Consider the following 20,362-nt stretch of genomic DNA (forward strand, 5'->3'; position numbering starts at 1 on the left):
TGAATGCGTCGCTATATCCGCCTGCCTCTGATTTTCCTGGTTGTCAGCCTGTTGGCCGTACTTGTGCTTGCAGCGGCGGGGCAGCATTACCGCTTGTTCGAGCGTGGCTGGTTCAATTTCAAGACATGGTGGCAGCCCTCCGAGCAGAGTATTGGTCTGGGCCAGTACCGGGTGATAATCGAGGCGCAGCCCCTCGAAGGTCTGGATGACGATATTTCCGCACTCACCTTCGATCCTGACCGCAACAGCCTGTTCACCGTGACCAATCAGCGTTCGGAGTTGATTGAACTGTCACTGGACGGGCGCATCCTGCGGCGTGTACCGCTCACCGGTTTTGGCGATCCTGAGGCGGTTGAGTACGTTGGCCCCGGCAGCTATGTCATCACCGATGAACGTGAACAGCGCCTGATTCGTGTGCAGCTCAACAACAACACGCTATTGCTTGACGCCAAGGATGCCGAGCAACTGACCTTGGGTATTGGCCTGAACGGCAACAAGGGTTTCGAAGGTTTGGCCTATGACTCGGCGGGCAAACGCTTGTTCGTCGCCAAAGAGCGTGATCCGATGCTGATCTACGAGGTGCATGGCTTTCCTCATGACAACCCTGAGCAGCCTTATGCGGTGCATGTGGTGCAGGACCAGAAGCGTGATTCGCGGCTGTTTGTGCGTGATCTGTCGAGCCTGCAGTTCGATGAGCGCAGCGGACATCTGCTGGCGTTGTCGGATGAGTCGCAATTGGTGCTGGAGCTGGATGTGAAGGGTAAACCGCTGAGCAGCCTGTCGCTACGTAAGGGGTTTCAGGGCCTGAAGCAGAGCGTGCCCCAGGCTGAAGGCATCGCCATGGACGATGCCGGGACCATTTACCTGGTCAGCGAGCCGAACCTGTTTTATGTGTTCAAGAAACCGGCCGAGTAGTAAGTCTTGGGGCTGCAAAGCAGCCCAACTATCAGGCCTTGAGGCTCTTCACCCCTTCAGAAGTGCCGAGCAACAGCAGATCCGCCGGCCGTGCCGCGAACAAGCCGTTGGTGACCACGCCAACAATGGCGTTGATCTGGCTTTCCAGCTCCACCGGGTTGGTGATCTGCAGGTTATGCACATCAAGGATGATGTTGCCGTTGTCGGTGATTACGCCTTCACGATAAACCGGGTCGCCCCCCAGCTTTACCAACTGGCGCGCCACATGGCTGCGGGCCATCGGGATCACTTCGACCGGTAGCGGGAAGGCGCCCAGTACCGGTACCAGCTTGCTGGCGTCGGCGATGCAGATGAAGGTCTTGGCCACGGCGGCAACGATTTTCTCGCGGGTCAGGGCAGCGCCACCGCCTTTGATCAGGTTCAGGTGCTCGTCGCTTTCATCGGCGCCGTCGACATAGAACTCCAGGTCGCTGACGGTGTTCAGCTCATACACCGCAATACCATGACCCTTCAGGCGTGCGGCGGTCGCTTCGGAGCTGGCCACGGCGCCGTCGAAGGCGGTCTTGTGCTTGGCCAGGGCGTCGATGAAGCAGTTGGCGGTCGAGCCGGTGCCGACGCCGACAATGCTCTTGTCGTCGAGCTTGGGCAGAATGAAATCGACAGCGGCCTGGGCGACAGCCTGTTTGAGTTGGTCCTGGGTCATGCGGGCTCCGAAGCGGGGAGGAGTATCGTGAAGGCGCGTAGTATAGCGGCTAAAACCCCGGACTTGCTGTGGTCGCCCGACAGGGCGCTGGGGTAGACTCGCAAACCCCGCCCAACCGCTCAGTGATGCTTTCCCGATGCTCGAACAGTACGTCAAGAAGATCCTCACCTCGCGCGTTTACGACGTTGCCGTCGAAACCCCGTTGCAGACCGCCGGCCAACTGAGCAAGCGCCTGGGCAACAACATCCTGCTCAAGCGCGAAGACTTGCAGCCGGTGTTCTCTTTCAAGATTCGCGGTGCTTACAACAAGCTGGCTCAGCTGACCCCTGAAGAACTGGCCCGTGGCGTGGTTACCGCTTCGGCCGGCAACCATGCCCAGGGCGTGGCCCTGGCGGCGCGGAAGCTGGGGATCAAGGCGACTATCGTCATGCCCAAGACCACCCCGGAGATCAAGGTCGAAGGCGTGCGTTCGCGCGGTGGCAAGGTCGTACTGCACGGTGACTCGTTCCCGGAAGCGCTGGCCTATTCGCTCAAACTTGTGGACGAAAAGGGCTTTGTTTATATCCACCCTTACGACGATCCGCACACCATTGCCGGTCAGGGTACAGTGGCCATGGAGATCCTGCGCCAGCATCCGGGGCAGTTGGACGCGATCTTCGTTCCAGTGGGTGGCGGTGGCCTGATCGCAGGCATTGCCGCCTACGTGAAATACCTGCGCCCGGAGATCAAGGTGATCGGCGTCGAGCCAGACGACTCCAATTGCCTGCAGGCCGCCATGGCCGCGGGTGAGCGTGTGGTGTTGGCGCAGGTCGGGTTGTTCGCCGACGGCGTGGCGGTGGCGCAGATTGGCCAGCACACCTTCGACATCTGCAAGACCTATGTCGATGAGGTGGTGACCGTCAGCACTGACGAGATCTGCGCAGCTATCAAGGATATTTACGACGATACCCGCTCGATCACCGAACCTGCCGGCGCGTTGGGTGTCGCCGGGATCAAGAAGTACGTCGAACTGAACGGTGTCAGCGGCCAGACCCTGGTGGCGATCGACTCCGGTGCCAACGTCAACTTTGATCGCCTGCGCCATGTTGCCGAGCGTGCCGAGCTGGGTGAAGGCCGCGAAGCAATCATCGCAGTGACCATCCCCGAGCAACCGGGCAGTTTCAAGGCCTTCTGCGAGGCCATCGGCAAACGCCAGATCACCGAGTTCAACTACCGTTACCATGCCGATGGTGAGGCGCATATCTTCGTCGGCGTGCAGACCCATCCGGACACCGATCCGCGCAGCGCCTTGATCCAGAGCCTGACCGAGCAAGGTTTTCCGGTACTCGACCTGACCGACAACGAACTGGCCAAGTTGCATATCCGTCACATGGTCGGTGGCCATGCGGCGCGGGTCAGTCACGAGATGGTGCTGCGCTTTGAGTTCCCGGAGCGTCCGGGGGCATTGTTCAACTTCCTCAACAAGCTCGGTGGGCGCTGGAACATTTCGATGTTCCATTACCGCAACCACGGCGCGGCCGATGGTCGCGTGGTGGCCGGCCTGCAAGTCCCGGATGATGAGCGCCACCTGATACCAGCCGCCCTGGCCAAGATCGGCTATCCGTACTGGGACGAAACCGATAATCCAGCGTATCGGCTGTTCCTGGGCTGAGCAGCTAAGCTCAGGACAGCTCACAAGGAAGCAATGACATGGAATACCTGACTACTCTCAAAGCCCTGCACATCTCGGCCACTGTACTGTTGCTCGGCAGTGCCCTGGGCCTGGCGATCTGGACCTGGTTGGCGCGCCGTAAAGGCGACACGGCGGCGCCTGGCCGTTTGATGCAGCGGCCGCTGGTGTTCGTCTGGCTGTTGATGGGCATAAGCCTTGTGAGCATGCCATTCACCGGCTGGTGGCTGGTGCACCTGATCGGCTGGCCGTTGGGCCAGACCTGGGTGCTGGGCTCCAGCGTGATCTACACCTTCGCTGCGTTCAGCTGGTTCTGGCTGCTGGCGCGGGTCAATCGTCTGCGTACGGCACCGACTGTGGGTAATCCGAAGTTCACCCTGGCGCTGGCGCTGTTCAGTGGTGTGTGTTTCATCGCCATTGCCGGACTGATGGGCGCCAAGCCGGTCTGACGGGCCCCGCGATGGGATATATATCAGTCGCGCAGGCTGATCACCGGCCAGCCGCGTTTCTCGGCTTCGGCGCGCAGGTTAGGGTCCGGGTCGACGGCGACCGGATTAGCCACTTGCTCCAGCAGCGGCAAGTCATTCATCGAGTCGCTATAAAAATAGCTACCTTCCAGGTTGAAGCCGTTTTCTTCCAGCCAGCGATTCAAGCGCGTCACCTTGCCTTCCCGGAAGCAGGGCACGTCGGTACTGTGGCCGGTGTAGCGGCCGTCGACCATTTCGCATTCGGTGGCCAGCAGGGTGTCGACTTCCAGACGCTTGGCAATCGGTCCGGTAATGAAACGGTTGGTGGCGGTGATGATCACCAGCTTGTCGCCGGCGTCGCGGTGCTTCTTCAGCAGTGCCAGAGACTTGGGCAGGATGATCGGTTCGACGCAGTCGCGCATGAAGTCGCGATGCCATTCGTCGAGTTGCGCCATTTCGGTGGCGGCGAGAATTTCCAGGCTGAAGTTCAGGTAGGCAGCCAGGTCCAGCTTGCCGGCCAGGTAATCCTGGTAGAAAGCGTCGTTGCGGTTCTGATACGCCACCGGGTCGAGAATCCCGCGAGCGCAGAGGTAGTCACCCCACGCGTGGTCGCTGTCGCCACCAAGGAGGGTGTTGTCCAGATCGAATAAAGCCAGGCGCATTGAAGTCACTCGCATAACATCTGAAAAGTCCCACAGAATACGGACTTTTCACATCGGTGCACATAAGGTAAACAGGCGCGTTGCTGGCCTTGTGACCTTTGTGGAACAATGCCGTGACATGCGTTTGCGAGGTTGCTGCCGTGATCGACCCCGATGGTTTTCGCCCCAATGTCGGGATCATTCTGACGAATGATCTTGGGCAGGTGCTATGGGCTCGGCGGATCAACCAGGATGCCTGGCAGTTTCCCCAGGGTGGTATCAATCCTGAAGAGTCGCCGGAAGATGCCCTGTACCGCGAGCTGAACGAAGAAGTGGGGCTGGAGCGCGATGATGTTGAAATTCTTGCCTGCACCCGCGGCTGGTTGCGTTATCGTTTACCCCAACGTCTGGTCCGGACCCACAGCCAACCGCTGTGCATCGGCCAGAAACAGAAATGGTTTCTCCTGCGCCTGGTTTCAAACGAGCAGCGGGTGCGGATGGATTTGACCGGGAAACCGGAATTCGATGGCTGGCGCTGGGTCAGTTATTGGTATCCGCTGGGCCAGGTGGTGACATTCAAGCGCGAGGTTTACCGCCGCGCTCTCAAAGAGCTTGCCCCGCGCCTGCTGGCGCGCGACTGACGACGGAGTTCGACCCCGAGCCATGCTCAATACGCTGCGCAAGATCGTCCAGGAAGTTAACTCCGCCAAGGATCTCAAGACGGCGTTGGGGATCATTGTGTTGCGCGTCAAAGAGGCCATGGGCAGTCAGGTCTGTTCGGTCTACCTGCTTGACCCCGAGACCAACCGCTTCGTCCTGATGGCCACCGAAGGCTTGAACAAGCGCTCGATCGGCAAGGTCAGCATGGCGCCCAACGAGGGCCTGGTCGGTCTGGTCGGCACCCGTGAAGAGCCGCTTAACCTGGAAAATGCCGCCGGCCACCCGCGCTACCGTTACTTCGCTGAAACCGGTGAAGAGCGTTTCGCCTCGTTTCTCGGTGCGCCGATCATTCACCATCGGCGGGTAGTCGGGGTGCTGGTCATCCAGCAAAAAGAGCGGCGCCAGTTCGATGAGGGCGAAGAAGCCTTCCTGGTGACCATGAGCGCGCAGCTGGCCGGGGTCATCGCGCATGCCGAAGCCACCGGCTCGATCCGTGGTCTGGGTCGCCAGGGCAAAGGCATTCAGGAGGCCAAGTTCGTCGGCGTGCCGGGTTCGCCTGGCGCGGCTGTGGGCAAGGCGGTGGTCATGCTGCCACCGGCCGACCTTGACGTGGTGCCGGACAAGACTGTTGATGACATCGACGCCGAGCTGACACTTTTCAACAATGCGCTGGAAGGCGTGCGCGCCGACATGCGCAGCCTGTCCGCCAAACTCGCCACCCAGCTGCGCCCGGAAGAGCGCGCGTTGTTCGACGTCTACCTGATGATGCTCGAAGACGCGGCCCTGGGCGGCGAAGTGGTGCAGGTGATCAAAACCGGCCAGTGGGCCCAGGGCGCCTTGCGCCAGGTGGTGGGTGAGCACGTCAATCGCTTCGAGCTGATGGACGACGCCTACCTGCGTGAGAGGGCATCGGACGTGAAGGATCTGGGCCGGCGTCTGCTGGCCTACCTGCAGGAGGCAAGGCAGCAGACGCTGGTCTATCCCGATAACTCCATTCTGATCAGTGAAGAACTGACCCCGGCGATGCTCGGCGAAGTGCCGGAAGGCAAGCTGGTCGGCCTGGTTTCGGTACTGGGTTCGGGCAACTCCCACGTGGCGATCCTGGCCCGGGCCATGGGTATTCCGACCGTGATGGGCCTGGTCGACCTGCCGTATTCGAAGGTCGACGGCATCGACATGATCGTCGATGGCTACAAGGGCGATGTCTACACCAACCCCAGTGAAGTGCTGCGCAAGCAGTATGCCGAAGTGGTCGAAGAAGAACGCCAGCTTGCCCAGGGCCTTGATGCCTTGCGCGAGCTGCCGTGCATTACGCTTGATGGCCACCGCATGCCGCTGTGGGTCAACACCGGCCTGCTCGCCGATGTAGCCCGCGCCCAGCAGCGTGGCGCCGAGGGGGTCGGGCTGTACCGCACCGAAGTGCCGTTCATGATCAACCAGCGCTTCCCTAGCGAAAAGGAGCAGCTGGCGATTTACCGCGAGCAACTGGCGGCCTTCCACCCCTTGCCGGTAACCATGCGTAGCCTGGACATCGGGGGCGACAAGGCGCTGTCGTATTTCCCGATCAAGGAAGACAACCCCTTCCTTGGCTGGCGCGGTATCCGCGTGACCCTCGACCACCCGGAAATCTTCCTGGTGCAGACCCGGGCCATGCTCAAGGCCAGCGAAGGCCTGAACAACCTGCGCATTCTGCTGCCGATGATTTCCGGTATCCACGAGCTCGAAGAAGCCCTGCACCTGATCCACCGGGCCTGGGGTGAAGTGCGTGATGAAGGCACTGACGTGCCGATGCCGCCGGTGGGCGTTATGGTCGAGATCCCGGCAGCGGTGTACCAGACGCGCGAGCTGGCCCGCCAGGTGGACTTCCTTTCGGTCGGCTCCAACGACCTGACCCAGTACCTGTTGGCGGTCGACCGCAACAACCCGCGCGTAGCCGACCTCTACGACTACCTGCATCCAGCCGTGTTGCAAGCCCTGCAGAACGTGGTGCGCGACGCCCATGCCGAAGGCAAGCCGGTGAGTATCTGTGGCGAGATGGCCGGTGATCCGGCGGCGGCGGTGTTGCTGATGGCCATGGGTTTTGACAGCCTGTCGATGAACGCCACCAACTTGCCCAAGGTGAAATGGATGCTGCGTCAGGTGAGCCTGAGCAAGTCCAAGGAACTGCTGGCCCAGGCCATGGGCATCGACAACCCGCAAGTTATCCACAGTTCGCTGCAGCTGGCCCTGAAGAACCTGGGGCTGGCGCGGATGATCAATCCGGGGTCGGCGAAGAATTTGTGAGCCTTATCGCGGGGCACGCCCGCGCCCACAGGTTTGCTTGGAACCTGTGCGGGCGTGCCCCGCGATGACGTCAGACCAGCAGGTCCACTTCCCCCAAATGCCCCCCAAACGGCCCGAAACTGCGCTCTACCAGCCGTCGCCGACCATCCGCTTCAACAATCAGCACTGTACTGGCCCGTGTCCCATAGTTCTGGCTGGCAATGAACACGCTCGACAGCAAGCGCTCGGTACTCAAGCCGACGCCGGTTTCCGGTAGCTCGCTGTCTGCCGCTTGCTGGTTGTCTCCAAGCAATGCCAGCAACGTTTCGGGTTGCGGGTCGGCCAGATGCTGTGACAGCCCGGTACGGGCCTTGAGCAGCTTCGGCCAGGGTGTGTCCAGCCCAGCATTGGACAGGCCGTAGACCCCTTCGCCCAGCCGCTGTACCTGAGCCTCACGGGCATTCAGGTAACCGAGCGTGGCGCTATCGCCCACCAGCAGGTTGAACCCCGAATACTGCTGGCTGTGGCTGGCGACCTGGTCCAGATAAGCTTCGACGCCCACCTCACCCCGCAGGAAGTCCGCCACCAGCTCGCCTCGTGAGCGCGCGCCTTGGGCTTGTTGTGGGTCGCGGATGTTGGTCAGCGCGGCAAATCGCCCCGCCGGGCCGACGCCCAGCCAGGTGCCGCCTGCTTCCAGGTCGCGCCCGGCGTAGACGCCGGAGGCATCGTCCCAGGCGCCCAGCATGCGGCTGGGGCGGGCATAGAACTCATCACGGTTGGCCGCGACGATCAGCGGCTGGGCATGCCCGGGCCGCCAGGCGAAGACGATCAGACACATAGGATGCCTCTGTGTTTTTGCCCACTTTACCAAAGCGTCTGACACGATCCAGCGACTTAATGTGTCTTCACTAGAGCCGCAGGCCTACCTTCCGTTACCATGCCGGACTGAATTTACGGGGGCGACAATGGAATTCGTGCTCTATTTGCTGTTGGGCGCCTGTGCAGGCGTGCTGGCTGGGCTGTTCGGCGTTGGCGGTGGCATTATCATCGTGCCGGTGCTGGTGTTCAGTTTCACCTTGCAGGGCTTCGATGCCTCGGTGCTGACCCACCTGGCCGTGGGGACGTCCCTGGCGACCATTGTCTTCACCTCGATCAATGCCATTCGCGAGCACCATCGCAGGGGGGCGGTGCAGTGGCCGATCTTTGTCTGGATGACCCTGGGAATCCTGGTCGGTGCCGGCATCGGTGCCAAGACCGCTTCGGCCATCCAGGGGCCGATGCTGCAGAAAATCATCGGCGTATTTGCCCTGGTGATTGCCGCGCAGATGGCCCTGGACCTCAGGCCCAAGGCCAGCCGTGACATTCCCGGCAAGCCAGGATTGACTGCGGCAGGCAGTGTGATCGGTTGGGCGTCGGCGATCTTCGGCATCGGTGGCGGCTCGTTGACCGTGCCATTCCTGACCTGGCGCAGCCTGCCCATGCAGCAGGCCGTGGCGACGTCCTCGGCTTGTGGCTTTCCGATTGCGCTGGCCAGCGCCCTGAGTTTCATCTGGCTCGGCTGGCACGACCCGCACTTGCCCGCGCATAGCTTGGGTTTTGTCTACCTGCCCGCACTGCTGGGGATTGCCCTGACCAGTATGTTTTTTGCCCGCTTTGGCGCGCGTCTGGCGCATAAACTGTCGCCACGCCTGCTCAAGCGGCTGTTCGCCGCGCTGCTGTTTTGTGTGGGCTTAAGCTTTTTGCTTTAACGAGAGGAGTCACCATGCTGCCTTACCCGCAGATAGATCCCGTGGCCATTGCCCTGGGACCGCTGAAAATCCATTGGTACGGTCTGATGTACCTGATCGGCATCGGTGGCGCCTGGCTGCTGGCCTCGCGGCGGTTGAACCGCTTCGATCCGACCTGGAGCCGCGAAAAGCTCTCGGACCTGGTGTTCTGGCTGTCCATGGGCGTGATCGTCGGCGGACGCCTGGGCTATGTGCTGTTCTATGATCTGCATGCCTATCTCGCCAACCCGGCGCTGATCTTCGAGGTCTGGAAGGGCGGCATGTCGTTCCACGGCGGCTTTATCGGTGTGATGCTGGCGGCTCTGTGGTTCGGCAAGCGCAACAACAAGTCGTTCTTCGAGTTGATGGACTTCGTCGCGCCGCTGGTGCCGATCGGCCTGGGTGCCGGACGCATCGGCAACTTCATCAACGCCGAGCTGTGGGGCAAGGCCACTGATGTGCCGTGGGCCATGGTCTTTCCGCCATTCAGTGATCCGGCCCAGTTGCCACGTCACCCGTCGCAGCTGTACCAGTTCGCCCTGGAAGGTGTGGCATTATTCCTGATTCTCTGGCTGTACTCGCGCAAGCCGCGCCCGACCATGGCCGTTTCCGGCATGTTCGCGCTGTTCTACGGGATCTTCCGCTTCATCGTGGAATTCGTGCGGGTACCCGATGCCCAGCTTGGCTACATTGCCTTTGGCTGGTTGACCATGGGTCAGTTGCTTTGCGTGCCGATGATCGTCGGTGGCATCGGCCTGATCTGGTGGGCCTACAACCGCAAACCCACGGCCAAGGCCGCCGTTTGATTTTCCACGGCAGGGTGATCCCCTGCCGTCTTTGCTACAGGTAAGCCATGAAACAGTATCTAGATCTGGTCCGCGACGTGATCGAAAACGGCACCCTGCAGGGCAACCGTACCGGTATCCGCACCATCAGCCTGCCCGGCGCCATGCTGCGCTTCGACCTGCAGAAAGGCTTTCCGGCCATCACCACCCGCAAGCTGGCGTTCAAGTCGGCCATTGGTGAAATGGTCGGCTTCCTGCGTGGTGTGAAGAATGCCGGCGAGTTCCGTGAACTGGGCTGCAAGGTCTGGGACCAGAACGCCAACGAAAACGCCCAGTGGCTGGCCAACCCGTTCCGCCAGGGGCATGACGACCTCGGCGAGATCTACGGCGTGCAATGGCGCCAGTGGCCGGCCTACAAGCGCATCCCGCTGAGCAACCCGGCTGCGATCGAACTGGCGCAGAGCCAGGGCTTCCAGAAGATTGCCGAAGCCGAAGAAGACGGCGAAGCCTTTGTGGTGCTGTACAAGGCCATCGACCAGATCCGCCAGTGCATCGACACCATCCACAAGGACCCGGGCAGCCGCCGCATCCTGTTCCACGGCTGGAACTGTGCCCAGCTCGACGAAATGGCCCTGCCGCCGTGCCACCTGCTGTACCAGTTCCACCCGAATGTCGAGACCAGGGAAATCTCCCTGACCCTCTACATCCGCTCCAACGACCTGGGCCTGGGTACACCGTTCAACCTCACCGAAGGCGCCGCACTGCTGTCGCTGGTAGGTCGCCTGACCGGTTACACGCCGCGCTGGTTCACCTACTTCATCGGTGATGCGCATGTGTATGAGAACCACCTGGACATGCTCAACGAGCAGCTCAAGCGCAAGCCGCTGGCGGCGCCCAAGCTGGTGATCAATGATCGCGTACCTGAGTATGCCAAGACCGGCGTGTATGAGCCGGAGTGGCTGGAGAAGGTCGAACCGAGTGACTTCAGCCTTGAAGGTTACGAGCACCATGCGCCAATGACCGCGCCGATGGCAGTCTGAGTGTCACCTCGCCACGGGCCTTCAGTGCCCGTGGCTTCTACCTACATGCGAATGCTCCGCCTCTGGCGTAGTCACCGCACCATTGATCTCCAGGTGCTGGAGGATCGAGCACTGTACCTCCTTGGAATGGCAATGTTGACGCAGCTCCAGCAGTTGCGCCTGCAAGGCCTGCAATCCATCGATTCGCGCATTGACGTGCTGGATATGCTCATCGATCAGGGCGTTGACGCTTTCACACTGGTCGTCCGGGCTGTCGCGCAGGCGCAGCAGGCTGCGGATCTCTTCCAGGGTCATGTCGAGGGTGCGGCAGTTGCGGATGAAGGTCAGGCGCTCGACATGGGCCTGGGTGTACATCCGGTAGTTGCCCTCGCTACGCGCAGGCTCCGGCAGCAGGTTTTCCCGCTCGTAATAACGGATGGTTTCCACCGCGCAGTCAGTGGCTTTGGCCAGTTCTCCGATCTTCATCTGAAAATACCTCGGCAGGTTGCTTGACCCTATAGTGGCTACAGGGTGTTCACTTGGCAACAGGACATTTAGGGATGAGCCCATGAACCAGCCTGTTAGCCATACCCCGGGTAAAGACACCCATGATCACGCCAGCCATGACCACGCCGAGCATGCCCATAGCTGCTGCTCCCACGATGCCGCACCAGCGCTGGTGCAGCTGAGTGAGGCTGCCAGCAGCGATGCGCGCCTCAGTCGTTTCCGCATCGAGGCCATGGATTGCCCGACCGAACAGACCTTGATCCAGAACAAACTGGGCAAGCTGGCGGGTGTCGAGCAGTTGGAGTTCAACCTGATCAACCGTGTCCTCGGCGTTTGGCATACCCATGCCGATACCTTGGCCATCGAGCAGGCCGTGGCCTCGCTGGGAATGCAGGCCGAGCCGCTGACAGAGGCCAGCGAAGAGCCTGCCTCCCCAGCGGCACCGGGGAAAAAGCATTGGTGGCCGTTGGCGCTGTCGGGGGTTGCTGCCCTTGCCGCCGAGGGCATCCACTTTGCAGAGTTGGCGCCTGCCTGGGTCGTCGCCCTGGTTGCTTTAGTGTCGATCCTCAGCTGTGGTTTGGGCACCTACAAGAAGGGCTGGATCGCCCTGAAGAACCGCAACCTGAACATCAATGCGCTGATGAGCATCGCCGTGACCGGCGCCGTGCTGATCGGCCAGTGGCCGGAAGCGGCCATGGTCATGTTCCTCTTTACTGTCGCCGAATTGATCGAAGCGCGCTCGCTGGACCGTGCGCGCAATGCGATTGGTGGGCTGATGCAGTTGAGTCCGGACATGGCCACGGTGCAACAGGCCGATGGCCAGTGGCGTGAGGTCGAGGTCAAGCAGGTGGCGTTGGGTGCTCTGGTACGGGTGCGCCCTGGTGAGCGCATCGGCCTGGATGGCGAGGTGGTCAGTGGCCAGTCAAGCATCGACCAGGCGCCGATTACCGGTGAGAGCCTGCCGGTGGAAAAAGGCCCGGGCGACAAGGTCTTCGCCGGTACCATCAACCAGGCCGGCGCCCTGGAATACCGGGTGACGGCGGCTGCCGGACAATCGACCCTGGCACGGATCATCAAGGCCGTGGAAGAAGCCCAGGGCGCTCGCGCGCCAACCCAGCGCTTCGTTGACCAGTTCTCGCGGATTTATACCCCGGCGGTGTTCGCCTTTGCCTTGGCGGTAGCGGTGATTCCACCGCTGTTCATGGCCGGTGCCTGGTTCGACTGGATCTACCGGGCCTTGGTGTTGCTGGTGGTTGCCTGCCCTTGCGCCCTGGTGATTTCCACTCCGGTGACCATCGTCAGCGGCCTGGCGGCTGCGGCGCGCAAAGGCATTCTGGTCAAGGGTGGGGTGTACCTGGAAGGCGGGCGCAAACTCGATTTCCTGGCCCTGGACAAGACCGGCACCATCACCCACGGCAAGCCGGTTCAGACCGATCATGTCGTTCTCGATCCGCTGTTCGAAGGTCGCGCCCAGGCGCTGGCGGCAAGCCTCGCCGAGCGTTCCGACCACCCGGTGTCCCGTGCCATTGCCGTATTTGCCGCAGAGCAGCACCTGGGCCTGAGTGACGTCTCGGCGTTCGAAGCCCTGGCGGGGCGGGGCGTGCGCGGCGAAGTCGACGGTGAGCTGTATCATCTGGGCAACCATCGCCTGGTCGAAGAGCTGGGCCTGTGCTCACCACAGCTTGAGGCACAGCTCGACGCTCTGGAAAGTCAGGGCAAGACCGTGGTGTTGCTGCTCGACAAGTCCGGCCCGCTGGCGCTGTTTGCGGTGGCTGACACGGTCAAGGACAGCAGCCGCAAGGCGATTGCCGAACTGCATGAGTTGGGTATCAAGACTGTCATGCTCACCGGCGACAATCCTCACACCGCTCAAGCCATTGCCGTCCAGGTGGGTATCGACCAGGCCCATGGCAACCTGCTGCCGGCCGACAAGCTCAAGACCATCGAGGATCTGTACGCCCAAGGGCATCGGGTCGGCATGGTGGGTGACGGTATCAATGACGCCCCGGCGCTGGCACGTTCGGAGATCGGCTTTGCCATGGCTGCGGCCGGTACTGACACGGCGATCGAGACCGCCGACGTGGCGCTGATGGATGATGACTTGCGCAAAATCCCGGCCTTCGTCAGGCTCTCGCGTCAGACCGCGACGATCCTGACCCAGAACATCGTGCTGGCGCTGGGCATCAAGGCGATCTTTCTGGCGATCACTTTCGCCGGTATGGCAACCATGTGGATGGCGGTGTTCGCCGATATGGGCGTGAGCTTGTTGGTGGTCTTCAACGGCCTGCGCCTGCTGCGAAAATAGAGGATGTATGTTGAGTTCCGAGTTGAAAGCCTTCTACATGGTTGCCCGCCTGGGCAGCATTACCCTGGCGGCGAAGAAACTCGGGCTCAGCCAACCGACGGTGACCACGCAGATCCGCAACCTGGAAAGCCAGTACGCGGTGGAGCTGTTCTACCGTGGCGGCCGGCGCCTGACTCTCAGCGATGACGGCGCGCGGCTGCTGCCGATGGTCAAGACCCTGTTGCAGCAGGAGGCCGATATCGAGTTCTTCCTGCGCAACAGTGGCCAGGCCCAGGGCAGTTTGCGCATTGCGGCGACCGCGCCGTACTACATCCTCGATCTGGTGAAGATCTTTCGCGAGCGTTTGCCTCAGGTTGAAGTCTCGGTGGAAATTGGCAACTCCCAACAGGTGCTGGAGTTGTTAGAGGACTATCGTGTGGACCTTGCGGCTTCGTCGCAGTTGCTTGAAGACGCGCGACTGGTGCGGCGGGTGCTGGGTACCGATCCGTTGGTGGTGGCGGTGCATCGCAATCATCCACTGGCCAGTCGCGAATCACTGCCGCTGTCGGCACTGGCTGGGCACTGCCTGCTGGTACGTGAGCAAGGTTCGACAACCCGCAAATTGACCGAGCAGATGCTTGAAGAGGCTGGGGTCAAGGTGGGTTCGATCCTGGAAATCGGCAGCCGCGAGTCGATCCGTGAAGCGGTGTTGCGCAACATCGGCATCAGCCTCATCGCCCGTCATGAGGTGCCGCATAACCCCGAGTTGCGGGTGTTGAGCCTGGAGAATGCACCGGTGATGCATGAGTACCTGTATTGCCTGAAAGAGCGGAAGCAGGCGCGCTTGCCTGCGGCTTTCCTGGGGTTGGTGCAGGAAGTGTCGGCGCTGGAGATCTAGCTGACACCCAAATCTGCCTATATCACTATCGCCATCTTTTGCCTCCCAGCCACAGAACCTTCGCATTACCCCCCTAGCATGGCCCTCATTCGTTCGATGAGGTCCTGCCATGAACACGCCAGTCGCAAACCCGGGCGCACAGATGAAAGTGCGCGGTATCCACAAGCGCTTCGGCGCCTTTACCGCCCTGCAGGATGTCTCCCTGGACATCGCCGCCGGTGAGCTGGTGTGTCTGCTGGGCCCGTCCGGCTGTGGCAAGACCACGTTGCTGCGCTGCATCGCCGGCCTCGAACGCCAGGACCGTGGCAGCCTGTACATCGGCGATCGTGACATCTCCGAGTTGCCGCCCCAGGCCCGTGACTACGGCATCCTGTTTCAGTCCTATGCGCTGTTTCCGAACCTGACCGTCGAGGCCAACATCGCCTACGGCCTGGCCGGCAGCGGTCGTGACGAGGTACGCCAGCGCGTGGCGCAGATGCTTGAGCTGGTCGGTCTGACCGGCAGCGAGAAAAAGTACCCCGGCCAGCTTTCCGGTGGTCAGCAGCAGCGGGTAGCCCTGGCTCGCGCCTTGGCCCCGGCACCTTCGTTGCTGCTGCTCGATGAGCCGATGTCGGCCCTCGATGCCCGGGTTCGCGAACACCTGTGTACCGAGCTGCGCCAGCTGCAACGCCAGCTGGGCATTACCACCCTGATGGTGACCCACAACCAGGACGAGGCGATGCTCATGGCCGACCGCATCGCGGTGATGAATAACGGTCAGGTCGAGCAATACGCCACGCCCCAGGAAATCTACGACAAACCGGCCACGCCGTTCGTGGCCGAGTTCGTCGGCCAGGGCAACTGGCTGCCGTTCCAGCGTCACACTGACAGCCATGCTCAGGTCGGTGCCCTGAACATGCGCTTGGCCGACGGTGCTGGCCAGGCTCGCAGCGGTCGTTTGTTTTGTCGCCCTGAAGCGATCAGTGTCAACCCGCCGGTGCATGAAGAAAACCTGTTCCCGGCGCGGGTGCGCGAGATTACCTTCCTCGGCAACCGCTGCCGGATGAGTTTCGAGTTCAACGCGCTGCCCGGCCACGCCCTGTTGGCTGAAGTCGCGCCCGAGTCGATGCCGCGCCTGGGCTCCCAGGACATCTGGGTAGCCCTGCCACCGCGCAGCCTGCAGGTGTTTGCCTGAGATGGCCGCGCCAATGACCATGCCGATCGCGCACGCGAAGGCAGCACAGCGCTCCGGCGTGTCACTGGGTGATCGACTGTTCGTGGTCGGCGGTAAATGGTTGCTGCTGCTCCTGCTGACTGCTGCGGTGTTGATGCCTCTGTTGGCGATCTTCTGGCGTGGTTTCAGCAGTGATGCCGGGCAGGGCGGTGGGCTGGTCGCCGCACGTGAGTTGTTTGCCAGCGCCAACTTTCACTGGCTGCTAGGCAATAGCCTCAAAGTTTCGCTCAGCGTCGCCGCGATTGTCGTGCCCCTGGCCTACCTGTTCGCCTACGCCTTGCAGCGCACGCTGATCCCCGCCAAGCGTATCTGGCGCGGTATCTCACTGCTCCCGTTGCTGGCACCTTCGATGCTGCCAGCCATTGCCCTGGTCTACCTGGTCGGCAACCAGGGGCTGCTGCGCGGTCTGCTGAGCGACAATATCTATGGTTTCTGGGGCATTGTCCTCGGTGAAGCCATCTACACCTTTCCCCATGCCCTGATGATCCTCCTCTCGGCGCTATCGTTGGCCGACGCACGCTTGTTCGATGCCGCTTCGAGCATGGGTGCCGGTTCATGGCGCGCCTTCCACAGCATTACCTGGCCGGCCACTCGTCAGGCTGTGTTCGCCGCGTTCTGCCTGGTGTTCACCCTGACCATCACCGATTTCGGTGTGCCCGTGGTGGTGGGTGGCGACTATCAGGTGTTGGCACTGGAAGCCTACAAGGCCGTGGTCGGCCAGCAGCAGTTCGGTCGCGGTGCATTGATCGGCATGGTCCTGCTGGTGCCAGCTTTGCTCAGTTTTGCTGTCGATGCCTGGTTGCGTCGTCGCCAGGGCGATGCCATGAGTGGCCGTGCCCAAGTGTTCCTGCCGCAGCCGTCACGCCGTCGTGATGCCTGGTTCCTGGCCTTGGTGCTGATGGTCTGCGCGGTGCTGTTGCTGGTGGTGGGTATGGCGGTGTACTCGTCGCTGGTGACGTTCTGGCCCTACAACATGACCTTGTCGCTCAAGCACTATCAGTTCGATGAAACCGCCGGTGGTGGTTGGCTGGCCTACCGCAACAGCCTGACCATGGCCCTGGGCACTGCGTTGATCGGCAGTGCAGTGATCTTCACCGGCGCCTACCTGATGGAAAAAACCAAGGGCCAGCGCGCACTCAACCTGGTGTTGCGCCTGCTCAGCTTTGTGCCGATGGCGGTACCTGGTCTGGTCCTGGGCCTGGGCTACGTGTTCTTCTTCAACCTGACCAGCAACCCCCTGCATGTGTTCTACGGCAGCATGGCGTTGCTGGTGGTGTGCACCATTGCTCACTATCTGACCACTGCGCAAATGACTGCAACCACCGCCTTGCGCCAGCTCGACGGCGAGTTCGAAGCCGCTGCGCTGTCGCTCAAGGCGCCGCTGTACCGGCACTTCCTGCGGGTCACCGTGCCGATCTGCCTGCCGGCGCTGCTGGACATCGTCCGCTACCTGTTCGTTTCGGCGATGACCACGGTGTCGGCGGCGATCTTCCTCTACAGCCCGGACACCATCCTTGCCGCTGTCGCCGTGTTGAACATGGACGATGCCGGCAATGTTGGCGGCGCGGCGGCGATGTCGACCTTGATCCTGCTGACCAGCGCCAGCGTATCGCTGCTCCTGGCCTGGACCTCGCGTGGCCTGCTGCAACGTTCCCAAGCCTGGCGCCAGCGTGCGCCGGGTCAGTGATTGCCTTACCCCTCCCTCGTACCGTTCAAAGGAACCGCATCATGTTCAAGCCACTTGCTCTTGCCGCTGCCGTCCTCACTGCGTTCAGTCTGCAGGCCACTGCCGCCGAAACTCAGCTGACGGTCTACACCGCACTTGAAGCCGAACAGCTCAAGAGCTACAAGCAGGCCTTCGAAAAGGCCAACCCGGATATCGAGATCAAGTGGGTACGTGATTCCACCGGCATCATCACCGCCAAGCTGCTAGCCGAAAAAGACCGTCCGCAGGCTGACGCGGTGTGGGGCCTGGCCGCTTCCAGCCTGGCGATCCTCGATCAGCAGGGCATGCTGCAAAGCTATGCACCGAAGGATCTGGACAAGATCGGCGGCAACTATCGCGATGCTGCCAATCCACCGGCCTGGGTCGGCATGGACGTCTGGGCTGCGACCATCTGCTTCAACACCATCGAAGCCGAGAAACAGGGCCTGAGCAAACCAGTGAGCTGGCAGGATCTGACCAAGCCTGAGTACAAGGGCAAGATTGTCATGCCTAACCCGGCATCGTCCGGCACCGGCTTCCTGGATGTCAGCGCCTGGCTGCAGACCTTTGGTGAGAAGCAGGGCTGGGCGTACATGGACGGCCTGCACCAGAACATCGGCCAGTATGTTCACTCTGGCTCCAAGCCGTGCAAGCTCGCAGCGGCCGGTGAGTTCCCGATTGGCATCTCCTTCGAATACCCGGCCGTGCAGCTCAAGCGTCAGGGAGCGCCTTTGGACATCGTCCTGCCGAAGGAAGGCCTGGGCTGGGAAATCGAAGCCACCGCAGTACTCAAGGGTAGCAAGCATGAAGACGCTGCCAAGCGCCTGGCCGACTTCTCCGCAAGCCCGGCGGCGATGGAGCTGTACAAGGAAAACTTCGCTGTGCTCGCCCAGCCAGGTATCGCCAAGCCGCAGACCGAACTGCCGGCTGACTACGAGCAACGCCTGATCAAGAACGACTTCGCCTGGGCCTCGAAGAACCGCGACAGCATTCTGGCTGAATGGCGCAAGCGCTATGACGGCAAGTCGGAGAAGGTGGCGCAGCAGTAAGACCGCGTCACGTTCATCGCCAGCAAGGCTGGCTCCTACAGGGTGGGGTACATCGTCCTCTTGTAGGAGCCGGCCTTGCCGGCGAATGACTCAACACCGCTTTCAAGGATTTACCCCATGACCGATCTACTGATTGTCGGCGCCGGCATCCTCGGCCTGTCCCACGCCTACGCCGCTGCCCGGCGCGGCCTCAAGGTCCGGGTATTCGAGCGCAGCGCCACGCCACTGGGCGCTTCGGTGCGCAACTTCGGCCAGGCGCTGGTCACCGGCCAACCACTGGGTGAGATGCTTGAACTGGCCAAGGCCAGCCGCGGGATCTGGGCACACTGGTCGCGTCAGGCCGGCTTCGAATTGAAGAGCAATGGTTCGCTGTTGTTCGCGCGCACCACCCTTGAGCAAGAACTGCTGGAAGCCTTCTGTGCCGAACGGGCCGTGGAGCAGGGCTACAAGGTCGAACTATTGTCGGGCGCGGCCCTCAACGATCTGTATGGCGGCCAGTTCCGCCACCACCGCGCGGCCTTGCGCGGGCTGGACGACCAGCAGTTGTACTCCCGAGAAGCTATCCCCACGCTGATCCGCTTCCTGCAACAGGAACTGGATGTGCAGTTTCATTTCTCCACCTTGGTTCGCGATATCGAACCTGGAAAGGTGTCGACCACCGCAGGTGATTTCAGCGCCGCTCAGATCGTGGTCTGCTCCGGGCATGACTACCAGACCCTGCTTGCCGAACCCATCGCCAAGCTGCAAGCGCAAGTCTGTCGTTTACAGATGCTGCGTGCCCGACCATGTTTCAATCTGAACCTGCAACATGCCCTGCTGACTGGGCTGAGCTGCGTACATTACGGCGCTTTCGCCGACCTGCCTCAGGCCCAGGCCCTCAAGGCGCAATTGCACAACGACAGTCCGCACCTGATGGCGCACGGCATTCACCTGCTGATCAGCCCCACGCCCCATGGCGAGCTGATCATCGGCGATTCCCATGCCTATGGCAGCGATGCCTCGCCCTTCAATGCCGAGCAGGTCGATAACTGGATGATCGAACTGGCCGAGCACACCCTCGGTGGTCGCATCGAGGTGGTTGAGCGCTGGCAGGGCGTCTATGGTTCTGGCGGTCCCGGGCCGTTTTCACTGTTGCAGGTGACGCCAGGCGTCAGTGCTGCGCTGATGCACAGTGGTGTTGGCATGAGCGTCGGTCCGGCCCTGGCCGAGCGGCATATCGCTCGATTGCTCAACGAAACCGCTTGAGGGGAAAACAATGAGAACAGCCGAGCAGGTTGTCAGCGAGATCTTTGCCCTGTACCAGCAGCATGGTGATGAGGACTACATCGGCGAGCCGGTGTCGCAGTTGGAGCACATGTCCCAGGCGGCCCGGTTGGCCATGGACGAAGGTTTTGATGATGAAGTGGTGCTGGCGGCGTTCTTCCATGACATCAGCCACATCTGCGGCGGCGCCGAAGGTGACATGGGCGGCTACGGCGTAGTCAGCCACGAGCAGGTTGGCGCCAACTATTTGCTTCGCTGCGGATTCAGTCAGCGCCTGGCGACCCTGGTGCAATACCACGTCGAGGCCAAGCGTTACCTGACGCTACGAAAACCGGGCTACTACCAGCGCTTGAGCGAAGCCAGTCGTCGCACTCTGGAGTACCAGGGGGGCGTGATGAGCGAAGCCGAGGCCGATGCCTTCGAGCGTGACCCGTTGTGTACGGTGAGCCTGCGCATGCGCGAGTGGGATGAACTGGCCAAGGAGATGAACGTGCCGGTGATTGACCTGGATGTGCTCAAGGGCAAGGCTCTGGCGCTTTTGCATTGCATTTGAGGC

General features: G+C 61.6%; 19 protein-coding genes. 15 read left to right on the plus strand and 4 right to left on the minus strand.

Translation table 11 applies throughout. From position 1 onward, the window contains the following. Positions 1-3 precede the first annotated feature (3 nt). The gene (locus ACRESH_RS02875) at positions 4-915 is read left to right on the plus strand and encodes an SdiA-regulated domain-containing protein (protein ID WP_431740515.1); all 912 of its coding nucleotides are present in this window, start codon (positions 4-6) and stop codon (positions 913-915) included. Between the two features lie 31 nt (positions 916-946). Here ACRESH_RS02875 and rpiA read toward each other — a convergent pair whose 3' ends face one another. Further along, entirely contained in the window at positions 947-1,618 is a 672-nt protein-coding gene (gene rpiA, locus ACRESH_RS02880; RefSeq protein WP_431740516.1) for a ribose-5-phosphate isomerase RpiA, read from the minus strand. A 136-nt stretch (positions 1,619-1,754) separates the two neighbouring features. Here rpiA and ilvA point away from each other — a divergent pair, with 136 nt between their 5' ends. Continuing rightward, on the plus strand, positions 1,755-3,269 hold the full coding sequence (gene ilvA, locus ACRESH_RS02885) for a threonine ammonia-lyase, biosynthetic (RefSeq protein ID WP_431740517.1): 1,515 nt from the start codon (positions 1,755-1,757) through the stop codon (positions 3,267-3,269). Positions 3,270-3,307: 38 nt separating this feature from the next. Next, positions 3,308-3,736 carry a DUF2269 family protein gene (locus tag ACRESH_RS02890; protein WP_431740518.1) on the plus strand — a complete coding sequence of 143 codons (429 nt, stop codon included), beginning with the start codon at positions 3,308-3,310 and terminating at the stop codon, positions 3,734-3,736. A gap of 23 nt (positions 3,737-3,759) precedes the next feature. Here the strand turns inward: ACRESH_RS02890 and ACRESH_RS02895 are convergent, their stop codons facing one another. Then, on the minus strand, positions 3,760-4,416 hold the full coding sequence (locus tag ACRESH_RS02895) for an HAD family hydrolase (protein ID WP_431740519.1): 657 nt from the start codon (positions 4,414-4,416) through the stop codon (positions 3,760-3,762). 140 nt (positions 4,417-4,556) lie between these two features. Here ACRESH_RS02895 and ACRESH_RS02900 point away from each other — a divergent pair, with 140 nt between their 5' ends. Together ACRESH_RS02900 and ptsP are read left to right on the plus strand one after the other, a co-directional pair. After that, on the plus strand, positions 4,557-5,036 hold the full coding sequence (locus ACRESH_RS02900) for an RNA pyrophosphohydrolase (RefSeq protein ID WP_431740520.1): 480 nt from the start codon (positions 4,557-4,559) through the stop codon (positions 5,034-5,036). A gap of 22 nt (positions 5,037-5,058) precedes the next feature. Continuing rightward, the gene (ptsP, locus tag ACRESH_RS02905; protein ID WP_431740521.1) at positions 5,059-7,338 is read left to right on the plus strand and encodes a phosphoenolpyruvate--protein phosphotransferase; all 2,280 of its coding nucleotides are present in this window, start codon (positions 5,059-5,061) and stop codon (positions 7,336-7,338) included. A gap of 70 nt (positions 7,339-7,408) precedes the next feature. Here ptsP and ACRESH_RS02910 read toward each other — a convergent pair whose 3' ends face one another. Continuing rightward, complete coding sequence (locus ACRESH_RS02910; protein ID WP_431740522.1) at positions 7,409-8,155, minus strand: NRDE family protein; 747 nt, start codon at positions 8,153-8,155, stop codon at positions 7,409-7,411. 127 nt (positions 8,156-8,282) lie between these two features. Between ACRESH_RS02910 and ACRESH_RS02915 the strand changes: the two genes are divergently transcribed. Genes ACRESH_RS02915 through ACRESH_RS02925 form a run of 3 tightly spaced genes read left to right on the plus strand, consistent with a single transcriptional unit; the run spans position 8,283 to position 10,908 of the window. Further along, a complete protein-coding gene (locus ACRESH_RS02915; RefSeq protein ID WP_431740523.1) occupies positions 8,283-9,065 on the plus strand; it encodes a sulfite exporter TauE/SafE family protein in 783 nt (260 codons plus the stop codon). A gap of 14 nt (positions 9,066-9,079) precedes the next feature. After that, a complete protein-coding gene (lgt, locus tag ACRESH_RS02920; protein ID WP_431740524.1) occupies positions 9,080-9,889 on the plus strand; it encodes a prolipoprotein diacylglyceryl transferase in 810 nt (269 codons plus the stop codon). 47 nt (positions 9,890-9,936) lie between these two features. After that, positions 9,937-10,908, plus strand: coding sequence for a thymidylate synthase (locus ACRESH_RS02925; RefSeq protein WP_431740525.1), 972 nt, complete (start codon positions 9,937-9,939; stop codon positions 10,906-10,908). 21 nt (positions 10,909-10,929) lie between these two features. On the opposite strand, the gene cadR is transcribed toward ACRESH_RS02925, so the two are convergent. Continuing rightward, a complete protein-coding gene (cadR, locus tag ACRESH_RS02930; RefSeq protein ID WP_431740526.1) occupies positions 10,930-11,373 on the minus strand; it encodes a Cd(II)/Pb(II)-responsive transcriptional regulator in 444 nt (147 codons plus the stop codon). Between the two features lie 82 nt (positions 11,374-11,455). On the opposite strand from cadR, the gene ACRESH_RS02935 reads away from it, so the two are divergent. From ACRESH_RS02935 to ACRESH_RS02965, 7 genes are all read left to right on the plus strand, one after another. Beyond that, complete coding sequence (locus ACRESH_RS02935; RefSeq protein ID WP_431740527.1) at positions 11,456-13,699, plus strand: heavy metal translocating P-type ATPase; 2,244 nt, start codon at positions 11,456-11,458, stop codon at positions 13,697-13,699. A gap of 7 nt (positions 13,700-13,706) precedes the next feature. Further along, on the plus strand, positions 13,707-14,576 hold the full coding sequence (locus ACRESH_RS02940) for a LysR family transcriptional regulator (protein WP_431740528.1): 870 nt from the start codon (positions 13,707-13,709) through the stop codon (positions 14,574-14,576). A gap of 109 nt (positions 14,577-14,685) precedes the next feature. Next, complete coding sequence (locus ACRESH_RS02945) at positions 14,686-15,750, plus strand: putative 2-aminoethylphosphonate ABC transporter ATP-binding protein (RefSeq protein WP_431740529.1); 1,065 nt, start codon at positions 14,686-14,688, stop codon at positions 15,748-15,750. A gap of 1 nt (position 15,751) precedes the next feature. Next, a complete protein-coding gene (locus ACRESH_RS02950; RefSeq protein WP_431740530.1) occupies positions 15,752-17,476 on the plus strand; it encodes a putative 2-aminoethylphosphonate ABC transporter permease subunit in 1,725 nt (574 codons plus the stop codon). Between the two features lie 41 nt (positions 17,477-17,517). After that, positions 17,518-18,543 carry a putative 2-aminoethylphosphonate ABC transporter substrate-binding protein gene (locus ACRESH_RS02955; RefSeq protein ID WP_431740531.1) on the plus strand — a complete coding sequence of 342 codons (1,026 nt, stop codon included), beginning with the start codon at positions 17,518-17,520 and terminating at the stop codon, positions 18,541-18,543. A gap of 117 nt (positions 18,544-18,660) precedes the next feature. Beyond that, complete coding sequence (locus ACRESH_RS02960) at positions 18,661-19,788, plus strand: TIGR03364 family FAD-dependent oxidoreductase (protein ID WP_431740532.1); 1,128 nt, start codon at positions 18,661-18,663, stop codon at positions 19,786-19,788. A gap of 10 nt (positions 19,789-19,798) precedes the next feature. Further along, a complete protein-coding gene (locus tag ACRESH_RS02965) occupies positions 19,799-20,359 on the plus strand; it encodes a phosphonate degradation HD-domain oxygenase (RefSeq protein WP_431740533.1) in 561 nt (186 codons plus the stop codon). Positions 20,360-20,362 lie beyond the last annotated feature (3 nt).

Source organism: Pseudomonas sp., assembly GCF_050739775.1.
Classification (GTDB): Bacteria; Pseudomonadota; Gammaproteobacteria; order Pseudomonadales; family Pseudomonadaceae; genus Aquipseudomonas.

Bases quoted from the DNA above. Each gene is read 5' to 3' on its own strand.
- ACRESH_RS02875 (WP_431740515.1), top strand. From the start codon at position 4: ATGCGTCGCTATATCCGCCTGCCTCTGATTTTCCTGGTTGTCAGCCTG.
- rpiA (WP_431740516.1), bottom strand. From the start codon at position 1,618: ATGACCCAGGACCAACTCAAACAGGCTGTCGCCCAGGCCGCTGTCGAT.
- ilvA (WP_431740517.1), top strand. From the start codon at position 1,755: ATGCTCGAACAGTACGTCAAGAAGATCCTCACCTCGCGCGTTTACGAC.
- ACRESH_RS02890 (WP_431740518.1), top strand. From the start codon at position 3,308: ATGGAATACCTGACTACTCTCAAAGCCCTGCACATCTCGGCCACTGTA.
- ACRESH_RS02895 (WP_431740519.1), bottom strand. From the start codon at position 4,416: ATGCGCCTGGCTTTATTCGATCTGGACAACACCCTCCTTGGTGGCGAC.
- ptsP (WP_431740521.1), top strand. From the start codon at position 5,059: ATGCTCAATACGCTGCGCAAGATCGTCCAGGAAGTTAACTCCGCCAAG.
- ACRESH_RS02910 (WP_431740522.1), bottom strand. From the start codon at position 8,155: ATGTGTCTGATCGTCTTCGCCTGGCGGCCCGGGCATGCCCAGCCGCTG.
- ACRESH_RS02915 (WP_431740523.1), top strand. From the start codon at position 8,283: ATGGAATTCGTGCTCTATTTGCTGTTGGGCGCCTGTGCAGGCGTGCTG.
- lgt (WP_431740524.1), top strand. From the start codon at position 9,080: ATGCTGCCTTACCCGCAGATAGATCCCGTGGCCATTGCCCTGGGACCG.
- ACRESH_RS02925 (WP_431740525.1), top strand. From the start codon at position 9,937: ATGAAACAGTATCTAGATCTGGTCCGCGACGTGATCGAAAACGGCACC.
- cadR (WP_431740526.1), bottom strand. From the start codon at position 11,373: ATGAAGATCGGAGAACTGGCCAAAGCCACTGACTGCGCGGTGGAAACC.
- ACRESH_RS02935 (WP_431740527.1), top strand. From the start codon at position 11,456: ATGAACCAGCCTGTTAGCCATACCCCGGGTAAAGACACCCATGATCAC.
- ACRESH_RS02940 (WP_431740528.1), top strand. From the start codon at position 13,707: ATGTTGAGTTCCGAGTTGAAAGCCTTCTACATGGTTGCCCGCCTGGGC.
- ACRESH_RS02945 (WP_431740529.1), top strand. From the start codon at position 14,686: ATGAACACGCCAGTCGCAAACCCGGGCGCACAGATGAAAGTGCGCGGT.
- ACRESH_RS02950 (WP_431740530.1), top strand. From the start codon at position 15,752: ATGGCCGCGCCAATGACCATGCCGATCGCGCACGCGAAGGCAGCACAG.
- ACRESH_RS02955 (WP_431740531.1), top strand. From the start codon at position 17,518: ATGTTCAAGCCACTTGCTCTTGCCGCTGCCGTCCTCACTGCGTTCAGT.
- ACRESH_RS02960 (WP_431740532.1), top strand. From the start codon at position 18,661: ATGACCGATCTACTGATTGTCGGCGCCGGCATCCTCGGCCTGTCCCAC.
- ACRESH_RS02965 (WP_431740533.1), top strand. From the start codon at position 19,799: ATGAGAACAGCCGAGCAGGTTGTCAGCGAGATCTTTGCCCTGTACCAG.